Here is an 18,052-nt window from a genome sequence, read left to right as displayed (position 1 = left end):
AAAAAAATTCTTAATAAATGAACTTTTCCCCAAGGTCGTGACTCTTATAGGGGAGTGAGGTGAAGCAATGAATGTGGTTCGATACGTGAAAAAAGCAAAAAAGGGGAACAAAGAAGCGCTGCTCCAATTGATCATGGCCGAGAAAGACGACTATTACAGGCTCGCGCTCACCTATATGGGAAATTCGCATGATGCGATGGATGCCATGGAGGATATGATCGTCAGATTGTACGAGAACATCGGTCAGCTCAATAAAGTGGAAGCCTTCTACAGCTGGAGCAGAACCATTCTGGCCAACAGCTGCAAAGCCTTGCTTCGCAAGCGGCAAAAGCTGGTGCCTCTGGACGATGTGGGCATGAACGTCGAGCTGGCGGCAAACCATGCCCTTCCAAGCGATCCTTATCGGCATAGCGATCAGCAAATGGATATCCGGCAAATGCTGCTCTGCTTAAATGAACAGCAGCAGGAAGCGATCCAATTGAAATATTGGCATGATCTCGATTACCAGACGATTGCGGACATGATGAAAGTACCCGTCGGCACGGTGAAATCGCGTATTTTTCAAGGATTAAAGAAACTGAGAGATCTCTATGGAGGTGAAACGGATGGATAGTGTCGAGAAGCAGTTAGCGGAAGAAAAACAGCGCCTGGATGTCATCGCCGCACCGGAAGAGCTGGAAGACAGATTAAGAAGCGCCCTGAACGGAGCAGCCCCAGCGAAAAGAAAGCGGATATCCCCGGTCTGGAGGGCCGTGGCAGCCGCCCTAATATTGATCGTTATCTTCGGTTATAACTACAATGCCTTCGCCTTCTACGGCAAGAAGCTGCTTGGCTTCGATGAGCTGATCAGCAGTACACTGCAGGAACTGAACGATCAAGGGATGGGGCAGCTTGTAGACAAGAAGACGACCTTGAGCGACGGGACAGAGCTTACGATCAATGGCATCATGGCCGATGCCAACCAATTGATCATGTATTACACCTTGACAAATCCCAAGGGGATCGATAATTTTAGCGATAATCCGTTTAAGCCATCAAAAATTACCGGTTTTCTTACGGACTCCCAACTGGAGAGCGGTGTATCGCAATCAAATGCGGACAAAACCGAGGTCAAGGGAACGTTTACGTTTGAGCCCGTAAGCTCTTTTGCCAAAAGGCTCATGCTGCATTTTTGGGATCGGGGGCAAAATAACCAGCTCATCGACCACACCCTCTCCTTCGCCTATGACCCGAATCAGGCGATGCAGACCGAGGTGAAGCAGTCCATCCGTAAGAAAGCACAAGTAGACAAAGGCACGATAAACTTCCAGTCGATCACCGCTACGCCGACGATGACTATGATCGAGGGCTCGTTAAGCGTAGATAACTTTGACCGCCTCCCTAGGGCATTAGACGGGATCGAGCTGATTGCCAACGGAACACCTGTAGAGAAGATCGGAAGCGGTCATGGATCTTCAATTGGAGGCAGAAATTTTGACCTTCGATACAATCCGCTGCCTAAACCTTTGAAGTCCTTGGAACTCGTCATGAAGGATTTCGTCGGTTATCAGCAGTTGGATCAAAAGCTGCCTCTCATCTCAACTGGCGAAGAGCCCTTCACCTTAGAAGGCAAGAAGGAGCTATGGGTAAAGAAAGTATCTGTCACATCTCAAGGTGTGGAAATCACGATCGCAACTGAAGATGATGTTCTGCTCGACGGCGTCTCGATCGAGACGCAGGACGAAACAACAACTTTAAGAACTACCATTGGCCAGATCGAAACCAAGCTGGAGGACGGAACCTTCCTGAAGGAACGCACATTGTTGTTCGATACGCAGACCAAACCGGAGTACCTGTACATCAAAGGGATGCATTACATGAAGGAATATAATGTTGTTGTCGCAATCCCCGTCGATTAACTCTAGCCGCCGCCTTCGGCGGTTTTTTCTTTATCCTTATGCAAAAAATAAAGAGGGAGCATATGCTGCTCCCCCTTCAATCCAAACCCTTTCCATCGAACCGCTCGCTGTGTTACCCCAGCATGACCTTTCGCCCGCTCTTCGCACTCTCGATCGCTCCGAGAACCATAGCGATGCTGTGGATGTTATCGCGGCAATCAGTCTCGGCCGGACGGCCTTCCTTCAGGGCAAGGAACATTTCATCCAAGCATCCCTCATGCCCCAGCTTGCCGTTCCAGCTCAATGGCGCCTCCACACGCATTGTATCGCGCATGAACTTCTGCTCCGCTTGTTCACCAGAGCTCACGACCTCCGCATAAGGCGCATGGACTCCGTCCCAAATCGCCGTCCCCTTCTCGCCGATGATCCGCCAATCAGCTTCCCAGGACGTCGGAGCGCCTTCTGCGCACCACGAGCCCCGGTAGCTGAACACCGAACCGTCCGACATCTCATATATGCAGACGGCCGAGGCATTGCCCTCGTACCAGGAGCCCGGAGGGTTAAACTCATGGCAGTAGACCGACACCGGGTCGGCATCGATGATAAACCGGGCTTGGTCAAAGGTATGGATCGCCATGTCCAGAATCAGCGGACTCTCCATCACATCGCGGAACCCGCCGAAGTGCGGCCCAAGGAAAAAGTCCGCATTGATCATGCCGGGCCTGCCGATCGTGCCGGATGATATCAGCTCGCGAAGCGCGCGGATGTTGGCGTCGTATCGGCGATTCTGCATAACGGACAACGACCTGCCCGTGGCATCCGCTGTTTCGATAATTTTCCTGGCCTGCTCCATCGTGGCGGCCATCGGCTTCTCGCCAAAGACGTGGCAGCCATGCTTCATGGCGGTCGTGCTGATCTCGAAATGGCTGTCCGGGATCGTTACATCGATGACCAAATCCGCACATGTATCGGCAATCGCCTCCGCCAGCACGGTATACGTGCCGCATGCCAGCCCATAAGCATCCCGGATTTTCTCGGCCTGGCTGATATACACATCGACCAGCCCGACAATGAGAGCATCGTTCCGCTTCAACAGCTCCTTGATCCACACATTCGACATCCCGCCGCAGCCGGCAATCACGATCCTGTGCTGCTTGCTCATTGTTCACACCACCTATGATTCAACTCATATTTCGGAGTCAATTCTCTTTACACCGGATTCGGGACGAAAGCTCCGCCGCGGCACTGCTTCAAGTAATTCAGCGCATGCACCTGGCCGGTCATCTCCAGCTCGCCCTGATAGACCGGATCATGCCAGCCCTCGATATCGATCGTCCCTTTATATCCAGCTTGACGTAATATCGTAATAATGTCCGTCCAGTTCGTGTCGCCGAATCCCGGCGTCCGATGCCAGACGAATTCCTTCGGTCCGTGAATGCCGTATTCCTTGACGATATCCCAAGCGATTGTCGCGTCCTTGCCGTGTACATGGAATACTTTGTCCACCCACTTCCGCAGCTGCGGAATCGGATCGATCAGGCTAACCATCTGATGGCAAGGCTCCCATTCAAGGCCGAGATTGTCGGCCGGAACCTCGTTGAACATCATCTCCCAGGCCTGCGGATTATGAGCAATATTCCAATCTCCCTTCCACCAGGTGCCGCCCATATCGCAGTTCTCGAACGCGATCCGCACGCCGCGGTCGGCCGCACGCTTCGCCAGCTCCCCGAATACTTCCTTGAAGCGCGGCAGCGACTCATCGATCGGACGATCCGTCAGACGGCCGGTAAAGCCGCTGACGATATCCGCTCCGAACAGATGCGCATGATCGATCACCCGCTCCCAGCTGGCCAGCGTATCTGCATTATCCCCTTCTCCTGTCAGCGGGTTGCCGAACACCCCGACGCTGGAAATGACTACCCCGTGCTCATCTATAATCTCTCGCACCTGCTTGGCAAGCTCCGCCAAATCGATGCCGCCCGTTGTTTGCCAGAAAGTGAGGCTGAAAGACTCGAAGCCATGCGGCAAAATTTGCGGAATGACCCGTACCGCATCCTGTCCGCCAACCAGCGTGCCTATACGTAACAAATGATTGCCGTTTTGCATTTGCCAACCACTCCTATATTGAGTATATTGTGAAGCATAAGCCCATTGTATAGCGCTTCCCTGAATATATCTCTATACAATCTTGTGCTTTTTTGGTTCTATATTGCGCTAGAGGAGTGTTGCCTGAAATGACCCACCCTCAGGAATTGCGGGAGCATACGTATTTTAACGATCCGGCCTATCCCTTTAATATATTTCGACTTCGCGAGAAGCAGCAGCAGAAAGGAGCCCCTTCGTTCTATTTGCATTGGCATGACCATTTCGAGATTCTGTTGGTGGTTGAGGGAAAGGCCGTATTCTTTATCGACAGCAACCCCTATGAAGCACAGCCCGGCGATATTATTATCGTCCCCTCCGGCGCTCTGCATGCGGGTTACGCAGCTGACGAAGGACCACTGGAGTACTACGCCATCGTGTTTAACGCGGCGATGCTCCGGCATGGCAAAACCCCCGATCCGAAGCACGCGCTCTATATAGCGCCCTACCTGGACGGAGGCCTGCTTTTTCCTATCCAACTAAGTCATCAAGATGCCGCGAATCTGCGGTTCAAGCATGTTCTGGAGGAGGTTATCAGCGAATTCGAAGGCAAGCAGCCCGGATACGAACTAATGGTCAAAAGCCAGCTGTACATGCTGTTCACTCTGCTCTCCCGCCGCTTCATGCCCGGCGAACAGCAAGGGCGGGCGAATCTGGCCCATACGCGTAACACGGATCGCTTCAAACAGCTCCTGCTCCATATCGATGCGCATTATGCGGAGCCAATCACCGTATCCAAAGCGGCGTCGATGATGAATCTCAACCCGTATCATTTTTGCAAAATATTCAAGAAAACGACCGGCTCCACGCTCATTGAATACGTCAACTACATTCGCATCAACGAAGCGATGAGGCTGCTCAGCGGCAGCGATCTCACCATTACGGAAATCGCCGAGCAGATCGGCTGCGGCAATCCAAATTATTTCACCAAGCTGTTCAGGCAATATAAAGGCGTTACGCCCTCCCAGTGGCGGAAGGAGGCTGCGGGACCTGGATTGCAGCGCCAATAAGGCCGGAAACACAGGCTCCATGTTAAAGTCTTAGCCTTACGGTATCGCGGCCTTACGGACATACGGACTTACGATCTCAATGCCTTGCGGCCATACCGCCGCCATAACCGTTTTTTTTGCTCCCAATAATAAGGGTAAATCCGGTCCGGCGATTACAACCACTGTTGCAATTTTTTTTACAAAAACATTTGCAGTCCATATAAAAAAAAAGGCAACCCCCTGATATCACAGGGGTTTGCCTACTCCTTCCGCTCCTTAATCAATTCCAGAAACTCTAATATAATATCCGAAACGGCATCTTCCTCCGACGTGTGAATATACTTACTTACCCGTAGAATGTCCCCTTTATAGAGCTCGATGAGCTTGAGGGTGGATTCCTTATCGTTTTGCCTTGCTTTATCCAGCAGGCTCAGGAACTCACCATCCGGGACAATTCTTTGATCATCTTTCGCTTCCATTTGTTCACCCCTTGCTGACTCATGTTCAACTCACGGGCAACCTCCTGCTCAGTCTTGTCTTGGATATAGATCTTGAAGATAATCGATCGGCCCGTGTCAGACGGGAGGGCATTAATCAACTGTCTAACGACGATTTTATTATCAGAAGATGAGGTGAAACTGGTTGTGGCCGGTTCCATTCCGCCAAATGAACACTCCCGCTTCCGCACGACCTTTGCTCGATACTGAATCCGCCAGGCGATCCGATACACTTCTCTCCGATATTGCTCGTACACGGTTTGTTGTTCTTCCAAAGCTACCTCCCCCTTTCAAAATCATCTTCTACCTATAGGGAAAAATTCTTAAAAAATTAACAACTGAGAAATCATCTTATTTATTGAAATTATAACATTTATTTCTAAATCTTTGGTTGTAATTCTCCCTGATTATTTTCTCTATATTAGTGAAAGGACATTTAGAAGAAAGGAGGGAGCGATGATGCAGGTTGCTGATATGGTCACGCTGATCACGAACGTCGGTTTTCCCGTTACTCTAAGCTTTATTCTGATCAAATACCTACTGCAAACGATGGGCGAAAAGCTGGATAAAATGGACGATACGATTCACCTCTTAAGCCAGCAGGTCAAGAGCCTCGAAGCTCATGCAGACACTGCAAAAGCTGCAGAACATGCTGAAACGAAGACTAAATGAGGAAAACAGGCAACGGAAACGGAAGTAGACTCATAAAGCTGCTGCTCGGGAAGCAATCCCCCTTAAAGCATCGCTCCAGGCGGGTTGCTTCCTTTCCTATCATCTTGTTCGCAAATTCTCTAGTCTTTATTAAGCCTCATAGAGTGCGGCATAGTTTGTACCGAAAAAAAGGGGGCATCTGTTTATACATTATATGTGCGTTAGCGGAAAAATATGACTCGTGTATAATTAGACGTATAATTCCAATTTTTGTTTCTAAAACCAAATAACTGATTGATCTTCGGCTTACCTGCAAGCCAATATAAAAAAACTACGGCAAAAAGGCCGCAGATTCCAAATATGAATCTGCGGCCTGCTTTGTGACTCGTACAGTTCTATTGTCGCTCAGCCACATCGGCCGCCTCAGCTACCTGCTCCAACAGCTCTTCTGCGGCTTTACGCACATCCGCCGCCTGCGTGACCGCTGAGATGACGGCAACGCCGTCCGCGCCTGCACGCACCACCTCGGCGGCACGCTCTGCGGTAATCCCCCCAATGCCAACGATCGGCAATTTGATCCCTTGCGCCCGCATCTCCTGGATCATGCCTGTACCCTGCACCGGGCTCGCGTCATCCTTGGAGATCGTCGGGTAGATCGGGCCAACGCCGATGTAATCGGCGCCGTTAACAAGCGCCGTCCGCGCCTCCTTCACCGTGTGCGCGGACACGCCGAGGATACGGTTGCCGATCCGGGCGCGAACAACGCCCGCGGATTCATCATCCTGCCCAACATGGATGCCGTCCGCCCCGATACGAGCGGCGAGCTCCACGTCATCGTTGACGATGAAAGGCACCCCGGCGCGGCGACAGGCCGCTTGCAGCTCGAGAGCGAGCGCAAGCTTGGCCTCCCCGGTCAGCGCGCCAGGGCCCTTCTCGCGGAACTGGATCATCGTTGCGCCCCCGCTTAACGCTTCTTCTACGACGCGCAGCGGCTCCTCCCGGCAGTTCACACTGCCGACGACCAGGTACATCCGCAAGTACCGGCGCATTTGCTCAGGAGAGATGCTGCCGCCGCTCATCGCTCCTGCTCTCTTCTGCGGCGATACGCCCAATGGTTCGTCGGGCCATGCCCCTGGCCCAGCTCTAGGCTATCCTCGATCGCTGCCTGGATATAACCGCGGGCCATCTGCACCGCCTCCAGCACCGGCAATCCCTTCGCCAGTCCGGCCGTTATCGCTGCAGAATAAGTACAGCCCGTTCCATGCGTGTGAACGGTATGAATCCGTTGTCCCGTCAATTCCGTGCACGAAGCTCCATCATAGATCAGGTCAACCACCTGCTCGCCGTCTTCATCATGCCCGCCCTTGATCACAGCGACGGCCGGGCCATAAGCGCAGATGCGCTTGGCCGCCTCGCGGCGATCCGCCATCGTGCGGATGCTCATGCCGGACAATGCCTCGGCTTCCGGGATGTTCGGCGTGACGATCAGCGCCAGCGGCAGAAGCTGCTCCTTCATCGCCCGTACCGCCTCCGGCAGCAGCAAATCCGCTCCGCCCTTAGCGATCATCACCGGATCGACGACGACATTGCGCCAGCCATGCTCCCGGATGCGTCCAGCCACCGCCTCAATAATCTCGGCGCTAAACAGCATCCCCGTCTTCAGGGCATCGACGCCAAGATCGGTGCTTACCGCATCGATTTGCTCTGCAGCAGCTTGTGGCGGCAGCGGGTACACGCCCTGAACGCCCAGCGTATTCTGCACCGTGATAGCCGTAATGGCCGACATGCCGAAGACATCCAGCTCCTGGAACGTCTTGAGATCGGCCTGTATGCCCGCACCGCCTCCGCTATCCGACCCTGCAATGGTAAGTGCTCTGGCTATGCTCATACAAGTTCCTCCCCTGTGGCGGAAGTCTCAAATTCGCGTACCGCGGCATGTCCCTTCAGGGAATGCGGATGCAGCTTGGCCAGCTCGTCGAGGAAGGCGATCTGAAAGCTGCCGGGGCCGATTTCAGATGTGCGCTCGGCCGCCCGGGAAGCCGCAGCGCCGTAGAATGCCAGCCCTGCCGTGCCGGCCAGCAACAAATCCTTCTCCACCGCAGCAAAAGCGCCCAGTACCGATGTCAGCAGGCAGCCTGCTCCCGTCACCTGGGTCAGCAGCGCATCCCCGCCGCTGACGACCCTGCACCGGCTGCCGTCTGAAATGACATCTTCCTTGCCTGTAATCGCTACGACCGCATTCAGTTGCCGCGCTGCCCGCAGCCCTAGCTGTGCGTTCTCATTGTCGGCGCTGTCTCCAGCGTCAACGCCCTTGATCTCGCGCGTCTCGCCGATGAGGTTGGCAATCTCCGCCGCATTTCCCCGCACGAGGGATATCTTTACCTCGCGGAGAATCCGCAGCGCCGACTCCGTGCGGAACGCCGTAGCCCCGACCCCAACCGGATCCAGCAGCACCGGTACGCCATGCGCATTCGCCGATTTTCCCGCAATGATCATCGCCTCGACCTGCTCCTTCGTCAATGTGCCGATGTTGAGCACGAGCGCCCCGGCGATTTGGGCCATGTCGGCCACTTCCTCCGGCGCATAAGCCATGACGGGAGACGCCCCAAGAGCATACAGCCCGTTCGCGGTAAAATTGGTCACAACCACGTTGGTCATATTATGAATGAGCGGTTTAGTTCTCTGAACCTTCGTAAGAAGTGCCGTTATATCGTTTTCAAGTGTACTCATTATGATCTGCCTCACTTCTTTTTGTAAGAATGATAGATTATGCCTTCGACATATAGGAGCCTTCCCCTACAGGGCGTATTCAGCCGTACTCATGGACACTGGCCAATCCTGAACGTTATAAGCCATATCCCAGAACATGTACTCGAGCTGGCAGCTCAGCAAATAGTGCTCGGTCATTTTTTTGCGCTCCAGCTCGGTCGTAATTTCCGCCCATTTGTCCAGACGCTCACAGAACTTAGCAGTCGTATTCGTCCTTGTCGCATAGAAATGAATCCACTCATAGAAAGGATGCGCTTCGGTTGGCTGCACTTCTTTCATCAGCTTCTCACCGATCTCCAGGTAAGTCCATGGACACGGCAGCAGCACCGCCATAATTTCAGCCAGGCTTCCTTCATGCGCAACATTCAGCATATGGCGGATATAATGATGCGCTCCCGGAGCCAGTGCATATCCTTGCATTTGATCATAGCTGACTCCGGCAACCGCACAGAAGTTATTATGCGGATGAACTTCGCTGTTCAGAATAAAAGAAATTTGCTGGTTAAACATTTCGATCTCATCGCGGCTCGAGCATTTGGATATGGCAATGCCGTAAATCCGCATATAAGCCGTTAAATACTCATGATCCTGCTTGACGTAATGAATGAGCTGCTCCTTCTGCAAGTCGCCGTTAGCGATTCCTCTCACAAAAGGGTGTTCAAAAATTGCCTGAAAAATACCATCGGCCTTCTGTCGAAGCTCCTGCGTAAAACTCATTGTTCTCCACCTCCGGATATAATGTGAACATGACCAGGAAGCCATTAGGGATGACGCCGCACATTTTTAAATACCAAAAAGGCCGCTCCATCAATGGAGCGGCCTCATTCAACATCACCTTTACACGGACAGCAAGCTGCTGTAATAAGTGTCAGACATTGGATTCCGACTCCACTTTCCTACGCTAGTACGAACTAGATCAGGTTCAAAGGGTCCAAGATAAGATCTTGTCTCAGCCGCTGACGGCTCCCCTAGTGGACTTCCTATTCATTTTCACTATTACTGTATCTGTCTTTACAAGAGTTGTCAAATTTTTGATATTTCAAATTATTTGCCGCAGCATTTTTTGTACTTGAGGCCGCTGCCGCATGGGCATGGCTCGTTGCGGCCGATCTTGGTGACGGACACCTGGCTTTTGTTCAATGGACTTAGCTGGCGATGTGCCGATCTCAGCTCCACATTGCCGAAAATCCGGTTCATCGCGAACGGAGTATGGCCTCTATGGATCCACAGTCTTGTATGGTTATATACATCGTTCATCAGAGCGACAACGGTATCGGCCTGCTCCATGCTTTGGAATTTCAGACCTCGTCTCTCAAATTCATGGATCAACTCGCCCGAAGTCGCTTGCATCGTACAGGCTAGCTGAATATCGTCGATAAGATAGTCGACCAATTCCGCATCCCGGGAAATTTCCTTCATCACATACGCTCTCAGCTTCGATAGCTGCGGCGTCATCTCGAAGTAATCTTCTTCGGCATATTTCAACAGCTCTTCGCGCTTCGGAATGAAATGCGGCTTGCCTTTAATCTGCGACAACAGCTCTTTAAAATCTCCTTGCGATTCCTCAAGAGACAAATATCCATCAATGATGAAACCCTCAGCTATCGTGTAATTCTGTTCTCTGCTCGTTAGCTCTCCGAATAGCTCCTTGAATCGTTTCTGATCGAGCTGCTCACTGTTCTGCGCATTATAAATTTCAATAAGCTTGTCCGGCTCAATCGCGCCGAATAAGTGGGTTGTAGCTAATATATACTCATGAACGAGCTGCGCACCCGCTCGTTGTTGGTGGAAATTCACGTGGTCCAGCTTGGCGTAAGCTTCTCTAATCTCATCCGGCATGACGATATAAAGCTGGCCCTCGCTGAAATAAGTAAATACGAGCCCACGGTTCATAAGATACCAATAGTGCTCGATCAGAATGAGATTGTTCTGCAGAACAGGTTGACGAAGAAGCGATTCGAACAATTGCCATTCCAGGCTGCTGGTCATCAGCAGAGCTGATTGCAAATGCTCCGCGTCGGTCATATAGGCTGTCAGCGCTTCTATTAATTCCTGCTTTTTCATCTTGGAACGTCCAGGCAAATTGCAGGCCGAAGCAAGCGCAGACAAACGAACCTTCGTCAGATCTTGAAGAATGTCAGGCAGACTTGTCGTTACTTCCCCGATAATCGCATGCTGGATATTCATTTGTTCAAGCATTTCATTATAATCTTCCAAGTTCAGTTCTCCTCTTTCAATTCCTTGTTTCCTTTGTATTTCCCATTGTATCGCATCAGTCATAAATCCACCGGATATCCCACTATTTCGGGCTCAACTACATATACTACCACACAAATGGCGTCTAGGAGAGGAATTCTCAGCAAATTTCATAATTTTCATTAGCAGAAATTATTGTTCGCGGTGTTATTAATAGCATATAATCCCTTTAAAGCCAAAGTATTCACTTCCAAAATATGGACTTGAAGGATTGCGGGCCATCCGTTATCGTCAATGGTTGATCAGGTATCTTCGTCAGATCGTTCAAACATTTTCAACAAACAGAGGTGATATGAACTTGGATAGAGACAACAAGATCAGAGAACTGGAGGAAGATTTACGAAGGATAAGCGAACAACTGTCTGAGCTGAAACACGGCCAGGGATATGCATCATCCCCCCTGAACCCGCCCGCTGAAAAGGAAGCAGTCCATGATCCGGCCCTTGAATCGTCTCTTCGAGCGCAGCAGCAGGGTCAGCAGTCCGGGCCGCCGCCGTGGAACCCGCAGAGCTCACAACAGCAGGAGCACCAACACGATCAACATCTACAACAGCAACAACTGCATCAGCAGCAAGTGCCGCAACACATTCAACAACAGTACGATCAACAAGGGCAGTCCCAAAATCATGGCACCTTCCCTGGCACGCAGCAGTATGATCACCAGCAATCTGACCAACCTGCGTGGAACCCTCAAAACCCGCAGCAGCAACAACTGTATTACGAACAACAACAACAACAACAACAACATCATCATCATCATCATCAACAGCAGGACCAACACGGCCAACCGCATCAAGCACAGCTCCAGAACCAAGCCCCTTTAATGGGAGCACCATATCAAGGCCAACAGCTGGAACTCCAGCAGCCCCCGTATATGAGGCCGCCAGCGAATGCGCCGCGTTCATCGCGCGATTGGGAATACGCCATTTCACGGGTATGGCTGCCGCGGGTATTCATCGTCGTGCTATTGCTTGGCGTGCTATGGCTGTTTATGGCCGCGGTCAACGCTGGATATTTAAATGAACCGGTTCGCTGCCTGCTGGGAGCCGTTCTGGCCGCAGCTATGTACTGGTTCGGAGACAGGCAGGTTCGCCAGCAGCGTGAGGCGCTGGGGCAGGTCCTTCTGGGCGGCGCAAATGCCGTCTTAGTTCTCACTCTTTTTGCCGCGCATATGCTCTATGACTTGATACCGCTTGGCATTGCTTTCGTGCTATACATAATGTCCATTGCCTTTGGCGTGTTCATAGCGGTTCATCATCGATCGCAAACGCTGGTTATCATCGCCTTGCTATCAGGGTATCTGATACCGTTTCTGGCCAAATCCCCGGCTAATCCGTGGATGTTCTTGCTGTATGAGGCCGTCTTCTCCATCGCCATGATGCTCGTAGCAATCCGTTTCAATTTCCGGGCTGCTTATATTGTAGCCATTTCTGTCCTGCATGTACCGCTCTTAATCTTGTATGCGCAAGGCCTTTACGATAAGAGCAAATATCTTTTCTTAATCGCCATATTATTGCAGCATTTCGTGCTATATGGAATTACGGTGGCTCGCCGCTACCGGCACAAGCTGGATCAGATGATTTTGCTGCCGATTGGCTTTTTCCTGCTCTCCCTCTGGATGATCGGACTTTACTCCGGAGAGGAAGGATACACATTCAGTATTCTGATGGCCTTATTGTCTATTCTATACAGCGTTACCACCGTGCTGTCTTTAAAGCACAGAGAAATGTCGCAGCTATTCGCTTCCATCGCTACGTACGGCTGGGTCGTATTCATCGTCGACAGCGTAGGCAAGGATTACAAGGCCAGCGTACTGCTTGTCTTGGGCATGCTCTCTTTCGCGCTCGGCATTAAGCTGAGAAGCCTGCTGCAGCAAATCGTCGGCTTAACCCTGTACTTGTTCAGCGCATTGCTTATTTTATTCAGCCTCATGCCTGCATTTTTCTCCAGTGAGACGCTGGCCTGGTTCTTGCTCGTAATCAGCATGCCAATTCCGTATTTTATGGTGAGGAAAGAACAAGAGCCCAAATGGGTGAATTCACTCTGGAACGTCTTCAACTGGGTTGAGGCAGCGCTTTGTCTCATTTTCGTGACCCAGATTGCTTATGTGTTAAGCAAATCCTTCAGCAGCGATGTCCAGCATTTGAGCTTGTCCGGCGCATGGATTCTTTATTCGGCCGGCCTGATTATCTTCGGGCTGATCACGAACCGCTCCCGCGTCAGACTGGCAGGCGTCATCTTCTTGTTCGTCATTTTGCTGAAAGTCGTCATTATTGATTTGCCATGGGTATCGATCGGCGTAAGAGCCGCTCTCTTTATCGCCTTGGGGCTCGCAGGAATAGCTACCTCGAGACTGCTTTACAAGAAGAAGCAGGATGAGGATCAGCCCGTATCCCCGGATGCATAAGTAAACATTTTCGATCGATTGGCAACGATTTAGAACCGTCTTACAGGCGGTTCTTTTTTCTGCAGCACAACCATGCTCCGCATATAACTATTTAATCGGATTATGATATAATCACGGCACAATGAATTTATGTAATTTTAGGGAGGCTTTACATGCTCACGTTCCAACAAAAAATCCAGATTCTAGAATCCTTCCCCCAGCTTGAACGCCGGGACGTATCGCTAGGTCGTGTCAATTTCCACTATGAAGGCAGCGTTCATGACAAAAAAACAGTCGGATATCATCTGCATCCGAACGGCAACGGCTTTATTTATGCCGGGCTGCTCGATCACCTCGACGTTAACGATAAAGGCTTCGTCAACATTCGCGACTTCACTGAACCCGAGCTTCGCCAACTGGTGCAGCAGTCGATCGATTCGCTGTCCGGACTAAGCACAGGTTATTCCAGTTCCCCCGTGCCTGCTGCAGCAAGCGGAGGTATAAGCGGTATAGACGAACAATCCGCAGCTTCAGGCCATAATTCCGGCGAAGAGCTTTGGCATGACCCGGAAGGTACCAGCCTGCTGCTGAAGCCTGAGGACGATTTATGGTACGTTTACGCCGGATCCATCGTTGAAATGGTTTTCGAGACCCGGGAGGAAGCGGAGGAATATTTGCGCGAGGAAGGCTTTACGCCTTAGGGGAAGGTATGATCGTCCTCCTTATATAACTTCAAAATGCTGCTGCGGCAGCTGCATAACCACAGTCCGATTCGCTATGATCGGCTGTGGTTTTTTTGCATCCAAATAACTTTTGTCAACACAGATTAAAAAAGTGTTTGAAATTAGACACAAAATGTTTAATAATATGTAATAAGGGTGACACAAATTGTTCACAAATTAGTAATTCAGCATTCACAAGGAGCTGATCCGTATGCAAAAGCCAAAAACAGAGTACAAAAATGAAAGCAACCTGTTTGCCTGGATTGTCGCAGTTGGTGCATTCTATACAGTGTTCTATACGACGTTTACGATCTTGGCCATTCACGGATAATATGTCAGAGAGTTTGCGATAGTATATATAATTGAATCCGAGTCCTGTAGCGTAGAATGCGGGATTTTTGGAAAAAAGGAGCTTAAGGCCTTTCTGAGAGCAGAAAGGTCCTTTTTGCGTTGAGTAATCTTAAGCACTGTAGGAGATATTCGGGGAGATTGATGCATTAGCGGCACGGCCTTAAATATGGAGTCGAGTCTGCCCTAACAAAATCGGGTTGACCTGTCCCAACTCACAAATCATTCATTGATAATTTAAAATCGGAATGTATTTTATACAGTTAGTTAAGCTCTTTTATCAAAAATACATGCGATAAATGTAAAACATGCAGTTAGTTTCCCTGAATGGAGCTCATTCTTCGAAATCACTTAAAACTAAATGTAGGTTTTGCAGTTAGTTCCCTCTAACACGGCCAAAACCGCTGAACTAACTGCAGGAAATACATCTAGTTACTTCTCCTGGCCATCTAGAACAGTCATAAATCAGCATCGGACACCATTATAGCGCTCCTTAAAGCCTCTAGCCGAACAGCAGAGCACCTAATGCACGGCCGCCTCCATTCAATCATCGGCACACGGTCGCCCCCCTCGCCGTTAAGTAGCACGACCACCACGCCCGAAGGCTGCCAAATGCGCTTACCTGGCTACCGGTACAAAAAAAACCACCGAACCCGTAGGTTCGGCGGCTGTCTCGTGATCGGAGCGATTAAGCTTCAATCGCGCTGTCAATAACGTCTTGCGGAACTTTGATGTCTTCCAGTTCATTGTGCTTGGAAAACTCGGTCTTCATGATCATAATTAAGGATACGGATTGCCCTTCGACTTCCATGTCCATTTCCAAATGCACATCAGTTCTTGTTGGAAGATATGTTTCTTTATTTACGGCGTTGCTGATTTTGATGCTCTTGATATCCATCATTTCCATCATTGCCGCTACTTGTTCCTCATTGCCGCTAGCTGCCTGGCCCATCAAATTTTTGGCCATTTCTTTAAGCCCGTCTCCGGACAGGTCGGCAGACAATATGTACTCATTACCTTCTTCGGTTACTTTGGCGTCATTAGCAATCGATTTGAATTGCTCCAATTGAGCCTCCGGATTAGCTGCTGCTTCCATTTCCGCAACCATAGTATCAATCATTTCGTCGGGAAGCTTAACCCATGTACCGTCTGCTTGAGAGTAAATCCCATCTTTTGTGATATATTGCTTGATGTCCGTCTTGCCTGCATCCCCCATATCCATCGTCAGCTCTTGATATATAGCGATTGGATCCTGTTGAACGTCCATAGTCATAGCAATGTAAACGTCTTGGTTCATGACTTGATCGCCTTGCTTGATCGTCATCTTCTGGTCAATATCCGCTTGCATCGAAAAGCTCTTCAGCTCTTTGCTAGCTTCGGCCGATTTTGTGATCAGATCGTCTACCGTAGGCAGAGCGCCTTCAGCGGATGCTGGCGCAGCTTCGTTCACGCTCGCGTTCGTTGCCGGTGCGATTGCGTTTCCAGCCTCTTTCTCCTTTCCGCAAGCGGTGATGCTTACTAGTAGAATTGCCCCCAATAATACTGCTGTAAATTTCTTCAAGATGTCTTCCTCCTAATTTGTGTAAGTACCTTAAATATCTTAACCAAATTCCACCAATAGTCAATAAGGCACATAGACCCATATGATTACATTTACAGACTTAATTACCCAGGATAATAGAACTATTTTTCTTATCAAGTAGCTATCTCGCGAAGCCTATTCTATGATAATAAATAATCAATAAATTTATTTTTTAATGAAGGAGTCCCACATTGAAGAACTTATTCGTGACTGGTTATCGGGCTCATGAGCTTGGCATTTTCAACAATAAACATAAAGGAATCCCCTATATCCAGCAGGCAATCCGTAAAAAGCTGATCCCTCTTCTGGATGAAGGATTGGAATGGGTGATCACCCCAGGGCAGTACGGCGTAGATCTATGGGCATGCGAAGCCGCCATTTCACTCAAGGCCGAGTACCCGCAGCTCAAATGCTCCATTATTACTGCCTTCAGTAATCCAGAGGAAAAGTGGAGTGATGAGAAAAAAATGTATTACGAGCAGTTGCTGCGAAGCATTGATCATTATGCTGCAGTGAGTAAAGAGACTTACCAGGGCAAATGGCAATTTATTGCGAGGGATGAGCTGCTCTTGCGCAAAACAGACGGCATTCTCCTCGTCTATGACGAGGAGATGGGCGAGGCCAGCCCAAAATTCATCAAGCAGCGTGCCCTCCGCAAACATGCGGAAGAGGATTATGAAGTCATTACCATCGGAGCCGAGGAGATTCAATCCCTAGCCGAGGAGGAGGCGGAAACTCAGTTTAATGATGTGCAAGCTTATGAATTGCTTGATCCTGGGCAGGAATCATCAACATAAACGGATGGTCACGGCTCTAACAACAAGTAACCTTACTCAACCGGCGAGTGAATTTATTGCTTTTTGGCCAGGAGCATCTCGGTCAGTGGGAGCCATTGCTCCTTCAACCAGATCTATTGCTTGATTTAATGCTCGGTTCTCTGACTATCCAAATTTATTGGATTTTGTGTATTTATTCTGTTCTGACCAGCCACTAACGAAAAAATAGATGGATATCGTGTATCTAAAAATGCTGTATTCATCTGATTCGCTTTTTTTCTTCGCTATTAGTGACACGAAATCCAATTAATTTCGCGCTTTACGCCAGCCTGTATATTTTAAATACCAAAAATCCATCCATTTTTCATTCATTTAAGCTGCTCGAATTTTTCGATGGCTATTATCGGAAATGACAGCATTTACCGACTCCGTCTGTACGAGCGATAGCAAAAATATACCCGAGAAGGCGAAGACTCCATGTTTTTCGCAAAAAACCGTCCCCCAGCCCAATCCGGCCAGTAAGACGGCATCAATTCTAAAAGTTCAACTTGAGCGCTCCTGCAGCTCCTTCCAAACCTTCTTATTACTGTACTCCTTATTTGTGCTAATATCCGGACCGAACCAATCCGGAGCAGCAAACTGGACCGCCTCTTCTTCGGAGGCAAACTCCACCTCAAGGACCATGAGATCGATTTGATCATACAGATCGATTTCGATGGTTCGTCCACTCCATAGCGCCGTCACTCGATTCTTCGTTAGTGGAACTGCCCGATGAATTCCTGTTATCTGTTCATAGATCCCTTCTGAGATTTGATACTCTACTTCCTCGCGAAGCAATCCGTGCCCCTTCTTAAAGGTATGCGTATATGTAACCTCACCCGTAGCCAAGTCCTTGATTTTGCGCACGCGCAGCTCCTGATCGCCGGCGAGTGCCAGATAGGTCTGCTCGATTCGATGCTCCGATTGCAGTTGCAGTTCTCCTTCTTCGATCAAGGATTGTGGAAGCTCCGGGAGCAGAAATTTACGTTCGATTTCAAATGACATTTGTAAAACATCT

19 protein-coding genes and 1 riboswitch are annotated in these 18,052 nt (G+C 49.9%); of the genes, 8 read left to right on the top strand and 11 right to left on the bottom strand.

All coding sequences use genetic code 11. From position 1 onward, the window contains the following. The first annotated feature begins 67 nt into the window (after nucleotides 1-67). Together ACYUJT_RS00170 and ACYUJT_RS00165 are read left to right on the top strand one after the other, a co-directional pair. The gene (locus ACYUJT_RS00170; protein WP_460317843.1) at nucleotides 68-613 is read left to right on the top strand and encodes a sigma-70 family RNA polymerase sigma factor; all 546 of its coding nucleotides are present in this window, start codon (nucleotides 68-70) and stop codon (nucleotides 611-613) included. Continuing rightward, nucleotides 606-1,898 (top strand): DUF4179 domain-containing protein, encoded by a 1,293-nt coding sequence (locus ACYUJT_RS00165; RefSeq protein ID WP_460317841.1) that lies wholly within the window; start codon nucleotides 606-608, stop codon nucleotides 1,896-1,898. Before ACYUJT_RS00170 ends, ACYUJT_RS00165 begins: the two co-directional genes overlap by 8 nt. A 112-nt stretch (nucleotides 1,899-2,010) precedes the next feature. On the opposite strand, the gene ACYUJT_RS00160 is transcribed toward ACYUJT_RS00165, so the two are convergent. Both ACYUJT_RS00160 and ACYUJT_RS00155 read right to left on the bottom strand, forming a co-directional pair. After that, nucleotides 2,011-3,039: a Gfo/Idh/MocA family protein gene (locus ACYUJT_RS00160; protein WP_460317840.1), complete on the bottom strand. Its 1,029-nt coding sequence runs from the start codon at nucleotides 3,037-3,039 to the stop codon at nucleotides 2,011-2,013. Nucleotides 3,040-3,086: 47 nt separating this feature from the next. Further along, entirely contained in the window at nucleotides 3,087-3,983 is an 897-nt protein-coding gene (locus tag ACYUJT_RS00155; RefSeq protein ID WP_460317838.1) for a sugar phosphate isomerase/epimerase family protein, read from the bottom strand. A 128-nt stretch (nucleotides 3,984-4,111) separates the two neighbouring features. Between ACYUJT_RS00155 and ACYUJT_RS00150 the strand changes: the two genes are divergently transcribed. Next, entirely contained in the window at nucleotides 4,112-5,029 is a 918-nt protein-coding gene (locus ACYUJT_RS00150; RefSeq protein ID WP_460317837.1) for an AraC family transcriptional regulator, read from the top strand. Nucleotides 5,030-5,268: 239 nt separating this feature from the next. On the opposite strand, the gene ACYUJT_RS00145 is transcribed toward ACYUJT_RS00150, so the two are convergent. Then, nucleotides 5,269-5,487, bottom strand: a complete 219-nt coding sequence (locus ACYUJT_RS00145; protein ID WP_460317835.1) for a hypothetical protein — start codon at nucleotides 5,485-5,487, stop codon at nucleotides 5,269-5,271. Beyond that, nucleotides 5,439-5,780: a DUF1492 domain-containing protein gene (locus ACYUJT_RS00140; protein ID WP_155609639.1), complete on the bottom strand. Its 342-nt coding sequence runs from the start codon at nucleotides 5,778-5,780 to the stop codon at nucleotides 5,439-5,441. The genes ACYUJT_RS00145 and ACYUJT_RS00140 overlap by 49 nt, the downstream gene beginning before the upstream one ends. A gap of 184 nt (nucleotides 5,781-5,964) precedes the next feature. Here ACYUJT_RS00140 and ACYUJT_RS00135 point away from each other — a divergent pair, with 184 nt between their 5' ends. Then, nucleotides 5,965-6,177, top strand: coding sequence for a hypothetical protein (locus ACYUJT_RS00135; RefSeq protein ID WP_460317833.1), 213 nt, complete (start codon nucleotides 5,965-5,967; stop codon nucleotides 6,175-6,177). A 374-nt stretch (nucleotides 6,178-6,551) separates the two neighbouring features. On the opposite strand, the gene thiE is transcribed toward ACYUJT_RS00135, so the two are convergent. The 5 genes from thiE to ACYUJT_RS00110 form a co-directional block, all read right to left on the bottom strand. Then, nucleotides 6,552-7,235 (bottom strand): thiamine phosphate synthase, encoded by a 684-nt coding sequence (gene thiE / locus ACYUJT_RS00130; RefSeq protein WP_460317832.1) that lies wholly within the window; start codon nucleotides 7,233-7,235, stop codon nucleotides 6,552-6,554. Continuing rightward, a complete protein-coding gene (thiD, locus tag ACYUJT_RS00125) occupies nucleotides 7,232-8,044 on the bottom strand; it encodes a bifunctional hydroxymethylpyrimidine kinase/phosphomethylpyrimidine kinase (protein ID WP_460317830.1) in 813 nt (270 codons plus the stop codon). The genes thiE and thiD overlap by 4 nt, the downstream gene beginning before the upstream one ends. After that, nucleotides 8,041-8,886 carry a hydroxyethylthiazole kinase gene (thiM, locus tag ACYUJT_RS00120; protein WP_460317829.1) on the bottom strand — a complete coding sequence of 282 codons (846 nt, stop codon included), beginning with the start codon at nucleotides 8,884-8,886 and terminating at the stop codon, nucleotides 8,041-8,043. The genes thiD and thiM overlap by 4 nt, the downstream gene beginning before the upstream one ends. A 66-nt stretch (nucleotides 8,887-8,952) precedes the next feature. Beyond that, the gene (gene tenA, locus ACYUJT_RS00115; RefSeq protein WP_460317828.1) at nucleotides 8,953-9,642 is read right to left on the bottom strand and encodes a thiaminase II; all 690 of its coding nucleotides are present in this window, start codon (nucleotides 9,640-9,642) and stop codon (nucleotides 8,953-8,955) included. Nucleotides 9,643-9,801: 159 nt separating this feature from the next. Then, a riboswitch (TPP riboswitch) is annotated at nucleotides 9,802-9,905 on the bottom strand. Between the two features lie 64 nt (nucleotides 9,906-9,969). Then, a complete protein-coding gene (locus ACYUJT_RS00110; RefSeq protein ID WP_460317826.1) occupies nucleotides 9,970-11,142 on the bottom strand; it encodes an SEC-C metal-binding domain-containing protein in 1,173 nt (390 codons plus the stop codon). 470 nt (nucleotides 11,143-11,612) lie between these two features. Between ACYUJT_RS00110 and ACYUJT_RS00105 the strand changes: the two genes are divergently transcribed. The 3 genes from ACYUJT_RS00105 (at nucleotide 11,613) to ACYUJT_RS00095 (ending at nucleotide 14,268) form a co-directional block, all read left to right on the top strand. Continuing rightward, nucleotides 11,613-12,005, top strand: coding sequence for a hypothetical protein (locus ACYUJT_RS00105; protein ID WP_460317824.1), 393 nt, complete (start codon nucleotides 11,613-11,615; stop codon nucleotides 12,003-12,005). Next, nucleotides 12,005-13,588 carry a DUF2339 domain-containing protein gene (locus ACYUJT_RS00100; RefSeq protein WP_460317823.1) on the top strand — a complete coding sequence of 528 codons (1,584 nt, stop codon included), beginning with the start codon at nucleotides 12,005-12,007 and terminating at the stop codon, nucleotides 13,586-13,588. The genes ACYUJT_RS00105 and ACYUJT_RS00100 overlap by 1 nt, the downstream gene beginning before the upstream one ends. A 152-nt stretch (nucleotides 13,589-13,740) precedes the next feature. Further along, nucleotides 13,741-14,268: a hypothetical protein gene (locus ACYUJT_RS00095; RefSeq protein WP_460317822.1), complete on the top strand. Its 528-nt coding sequence runs from the start codon at nucleotides 13,741-13,743 to the stop codon at nucleotides 14,266-14,268. 1,057 nt (nucleotides 14,269-15,325) lie between these two features. Here ACYUJT_RS00095 and ACYUJT_RS00090 read toward each other — a convergent pair. Beyond that, entirely contained in the window at nucleotides 15,326-16,198 is an 873-nt protein-coding gene (locus ACYUJT_RS00090) for a DUF6612 family protein (RefSeq protein WP_460317821.1), read from the bottom strand. A 212-nt stretch (nucleotides 16,199-16,410) separates the two neighbouring features. Between ACYUJT_RS00090 and ACYUJT_RS00085 the strand changes: the two genes are divergently transcribed. Next, a complete protein-coding gene (locus ACYUJT_RS00085) occupies nucleotides 16,411-17,016 on the top strand; it encodes an SLOG family protein (protein ID WP_460317820.1) in 606 nt (201 codons plus the stop codon). Nucleotides 17,017-17,538: 522 nt separating this feature from the next. On the opposite strand, the gene ACYUJT_RS00080 is transcribed toward ACYUJT_RS00085, so the two are convergent. Next, a complete protein-coding gene (locus ACYUJT_RS00080; protein ID WP_460317818.1) occupies nucleotides 17,539-18,039 on the bottom strand; it encodes a CYTH domain-containing protein in 501 nt (166 codons plus the stop codon). Between the last annotated feature and the right edge of the window lie 13 nt (nucleotides 18,040-18,052).

The organism is Paenibacillus sp. YSY-4.3 (assembly GCF_054767475.1).
The sequence above is the reverse complement of the archived record's forward strand: the minus strand, read 5'-3'. Positions and strand labels throughout refer to the sequence as shown.

Bases quoted from the DNA above. Each gene is read 5' to 3' on its own strand.
- ACYUJT_RS00170 (WP_460317843.1), top strand. From the start codon at position 68: ATGAATGTGGTTCGATACGTGAAAAAAGCAAAAAAGGGGAACAAAGAA.
- ACYUJT_RS00165 (WP_460317841.1), top strand. From the start codon at position 606: ATGGATAGTGTCGAGAAGCAGTTAGCGGAAGAAAAACAGCGCCTGGAT.
- ACYUJT_RS00160 (WP_460317840.1), bottom strand. From the start codon at position 3,039: ATGAGCAAGCAGCACAGGATCGTGATTGCCGGCTGCGGCGGGATGTCG.
- ACYUJT_RS00155 (WP_460317838.1), bottom strand. From the start codon at position 3,983: ATGCAAAACGGCAATCATTTGTTACGTATAGGCACGCTGGTTGGCGGA.
- ACYUJT_RS00150 (WP_460317837.1), top strand. From the start codon at position 4,112: ATGACCCACCCTCAGGAATTGCGGGAGCATACGTATTTTAACGATCCG.
- ACYUJT_RS00145 (WP_460317835.1), bottom strand. From the start codon at position 5,487: ATGGAAGCGAAAGATGATCAAAGAATTGTCCCGGATGGTGAGTTCCTG.
- ACYUJT_RS00135 (WP_460317833.1), top strand. From the start codon at position 5,965: ATGCAGGTTGCTGATATGGTCACGCTGATCACGAACGTCGGTTTTCCC.
- thiE (WP_460317832.1), bottom strand. From the start codon at position 7,235: ATGAGCGGCGGCAGCATCTCTCCTGAGCAAATGCGCCGGTACTTGCGG.
- thiD (WP_460317830.1), bottom strand. From the start codon at position 8,044: ATGAGCATAGCCAGAGCACTTACCATTGCAGGGTCGGATAGCGGAGGC.
- thiM (WP_460317829.1), bottom strand. From the start codon at position 8,886: ATGAGTACACTTGAAAACGATATAACGGCACTTCTTACGAAGGTTCAG.
- tenA (WP_460317828.1), bottom strand. From the start codon at position 9,642: ATGAGTTTTACGCAGGAGCTTCGACAGAAGGCCGATGGTATTTTTCAG.
- ACYUJT_RS00105 (WP_460317824.1), top strand. From the start codon at position 11,613: ATGATCCGGCCCTTGAATCGTCTCTTCGAGCGCAGCAGCAGGGTCAGC.
- ACYUJT_RS00100 (WP_460317823.1), top strand. From the start codon at position 12,005: ATGGGAGCACCATATCAAGGCCAACAGCTGGAACTCCAGCAGCCCCCG.
- ACYUJT_RS00095 (WP_460317822.1), top strand. From the start codon at position 13,741: ATGCTCACGTTCCAACAAAAAATCCAGATTCTAGAATCCTTCCCCCAG.
- ACYUJT_RS00080 (WP_460317818.1), bottom strand. From the start codon at position 18,039: ATGTCATTTGAAATCGAACGTAAATTTCTGCTCCCGGAGCTTCCACAA.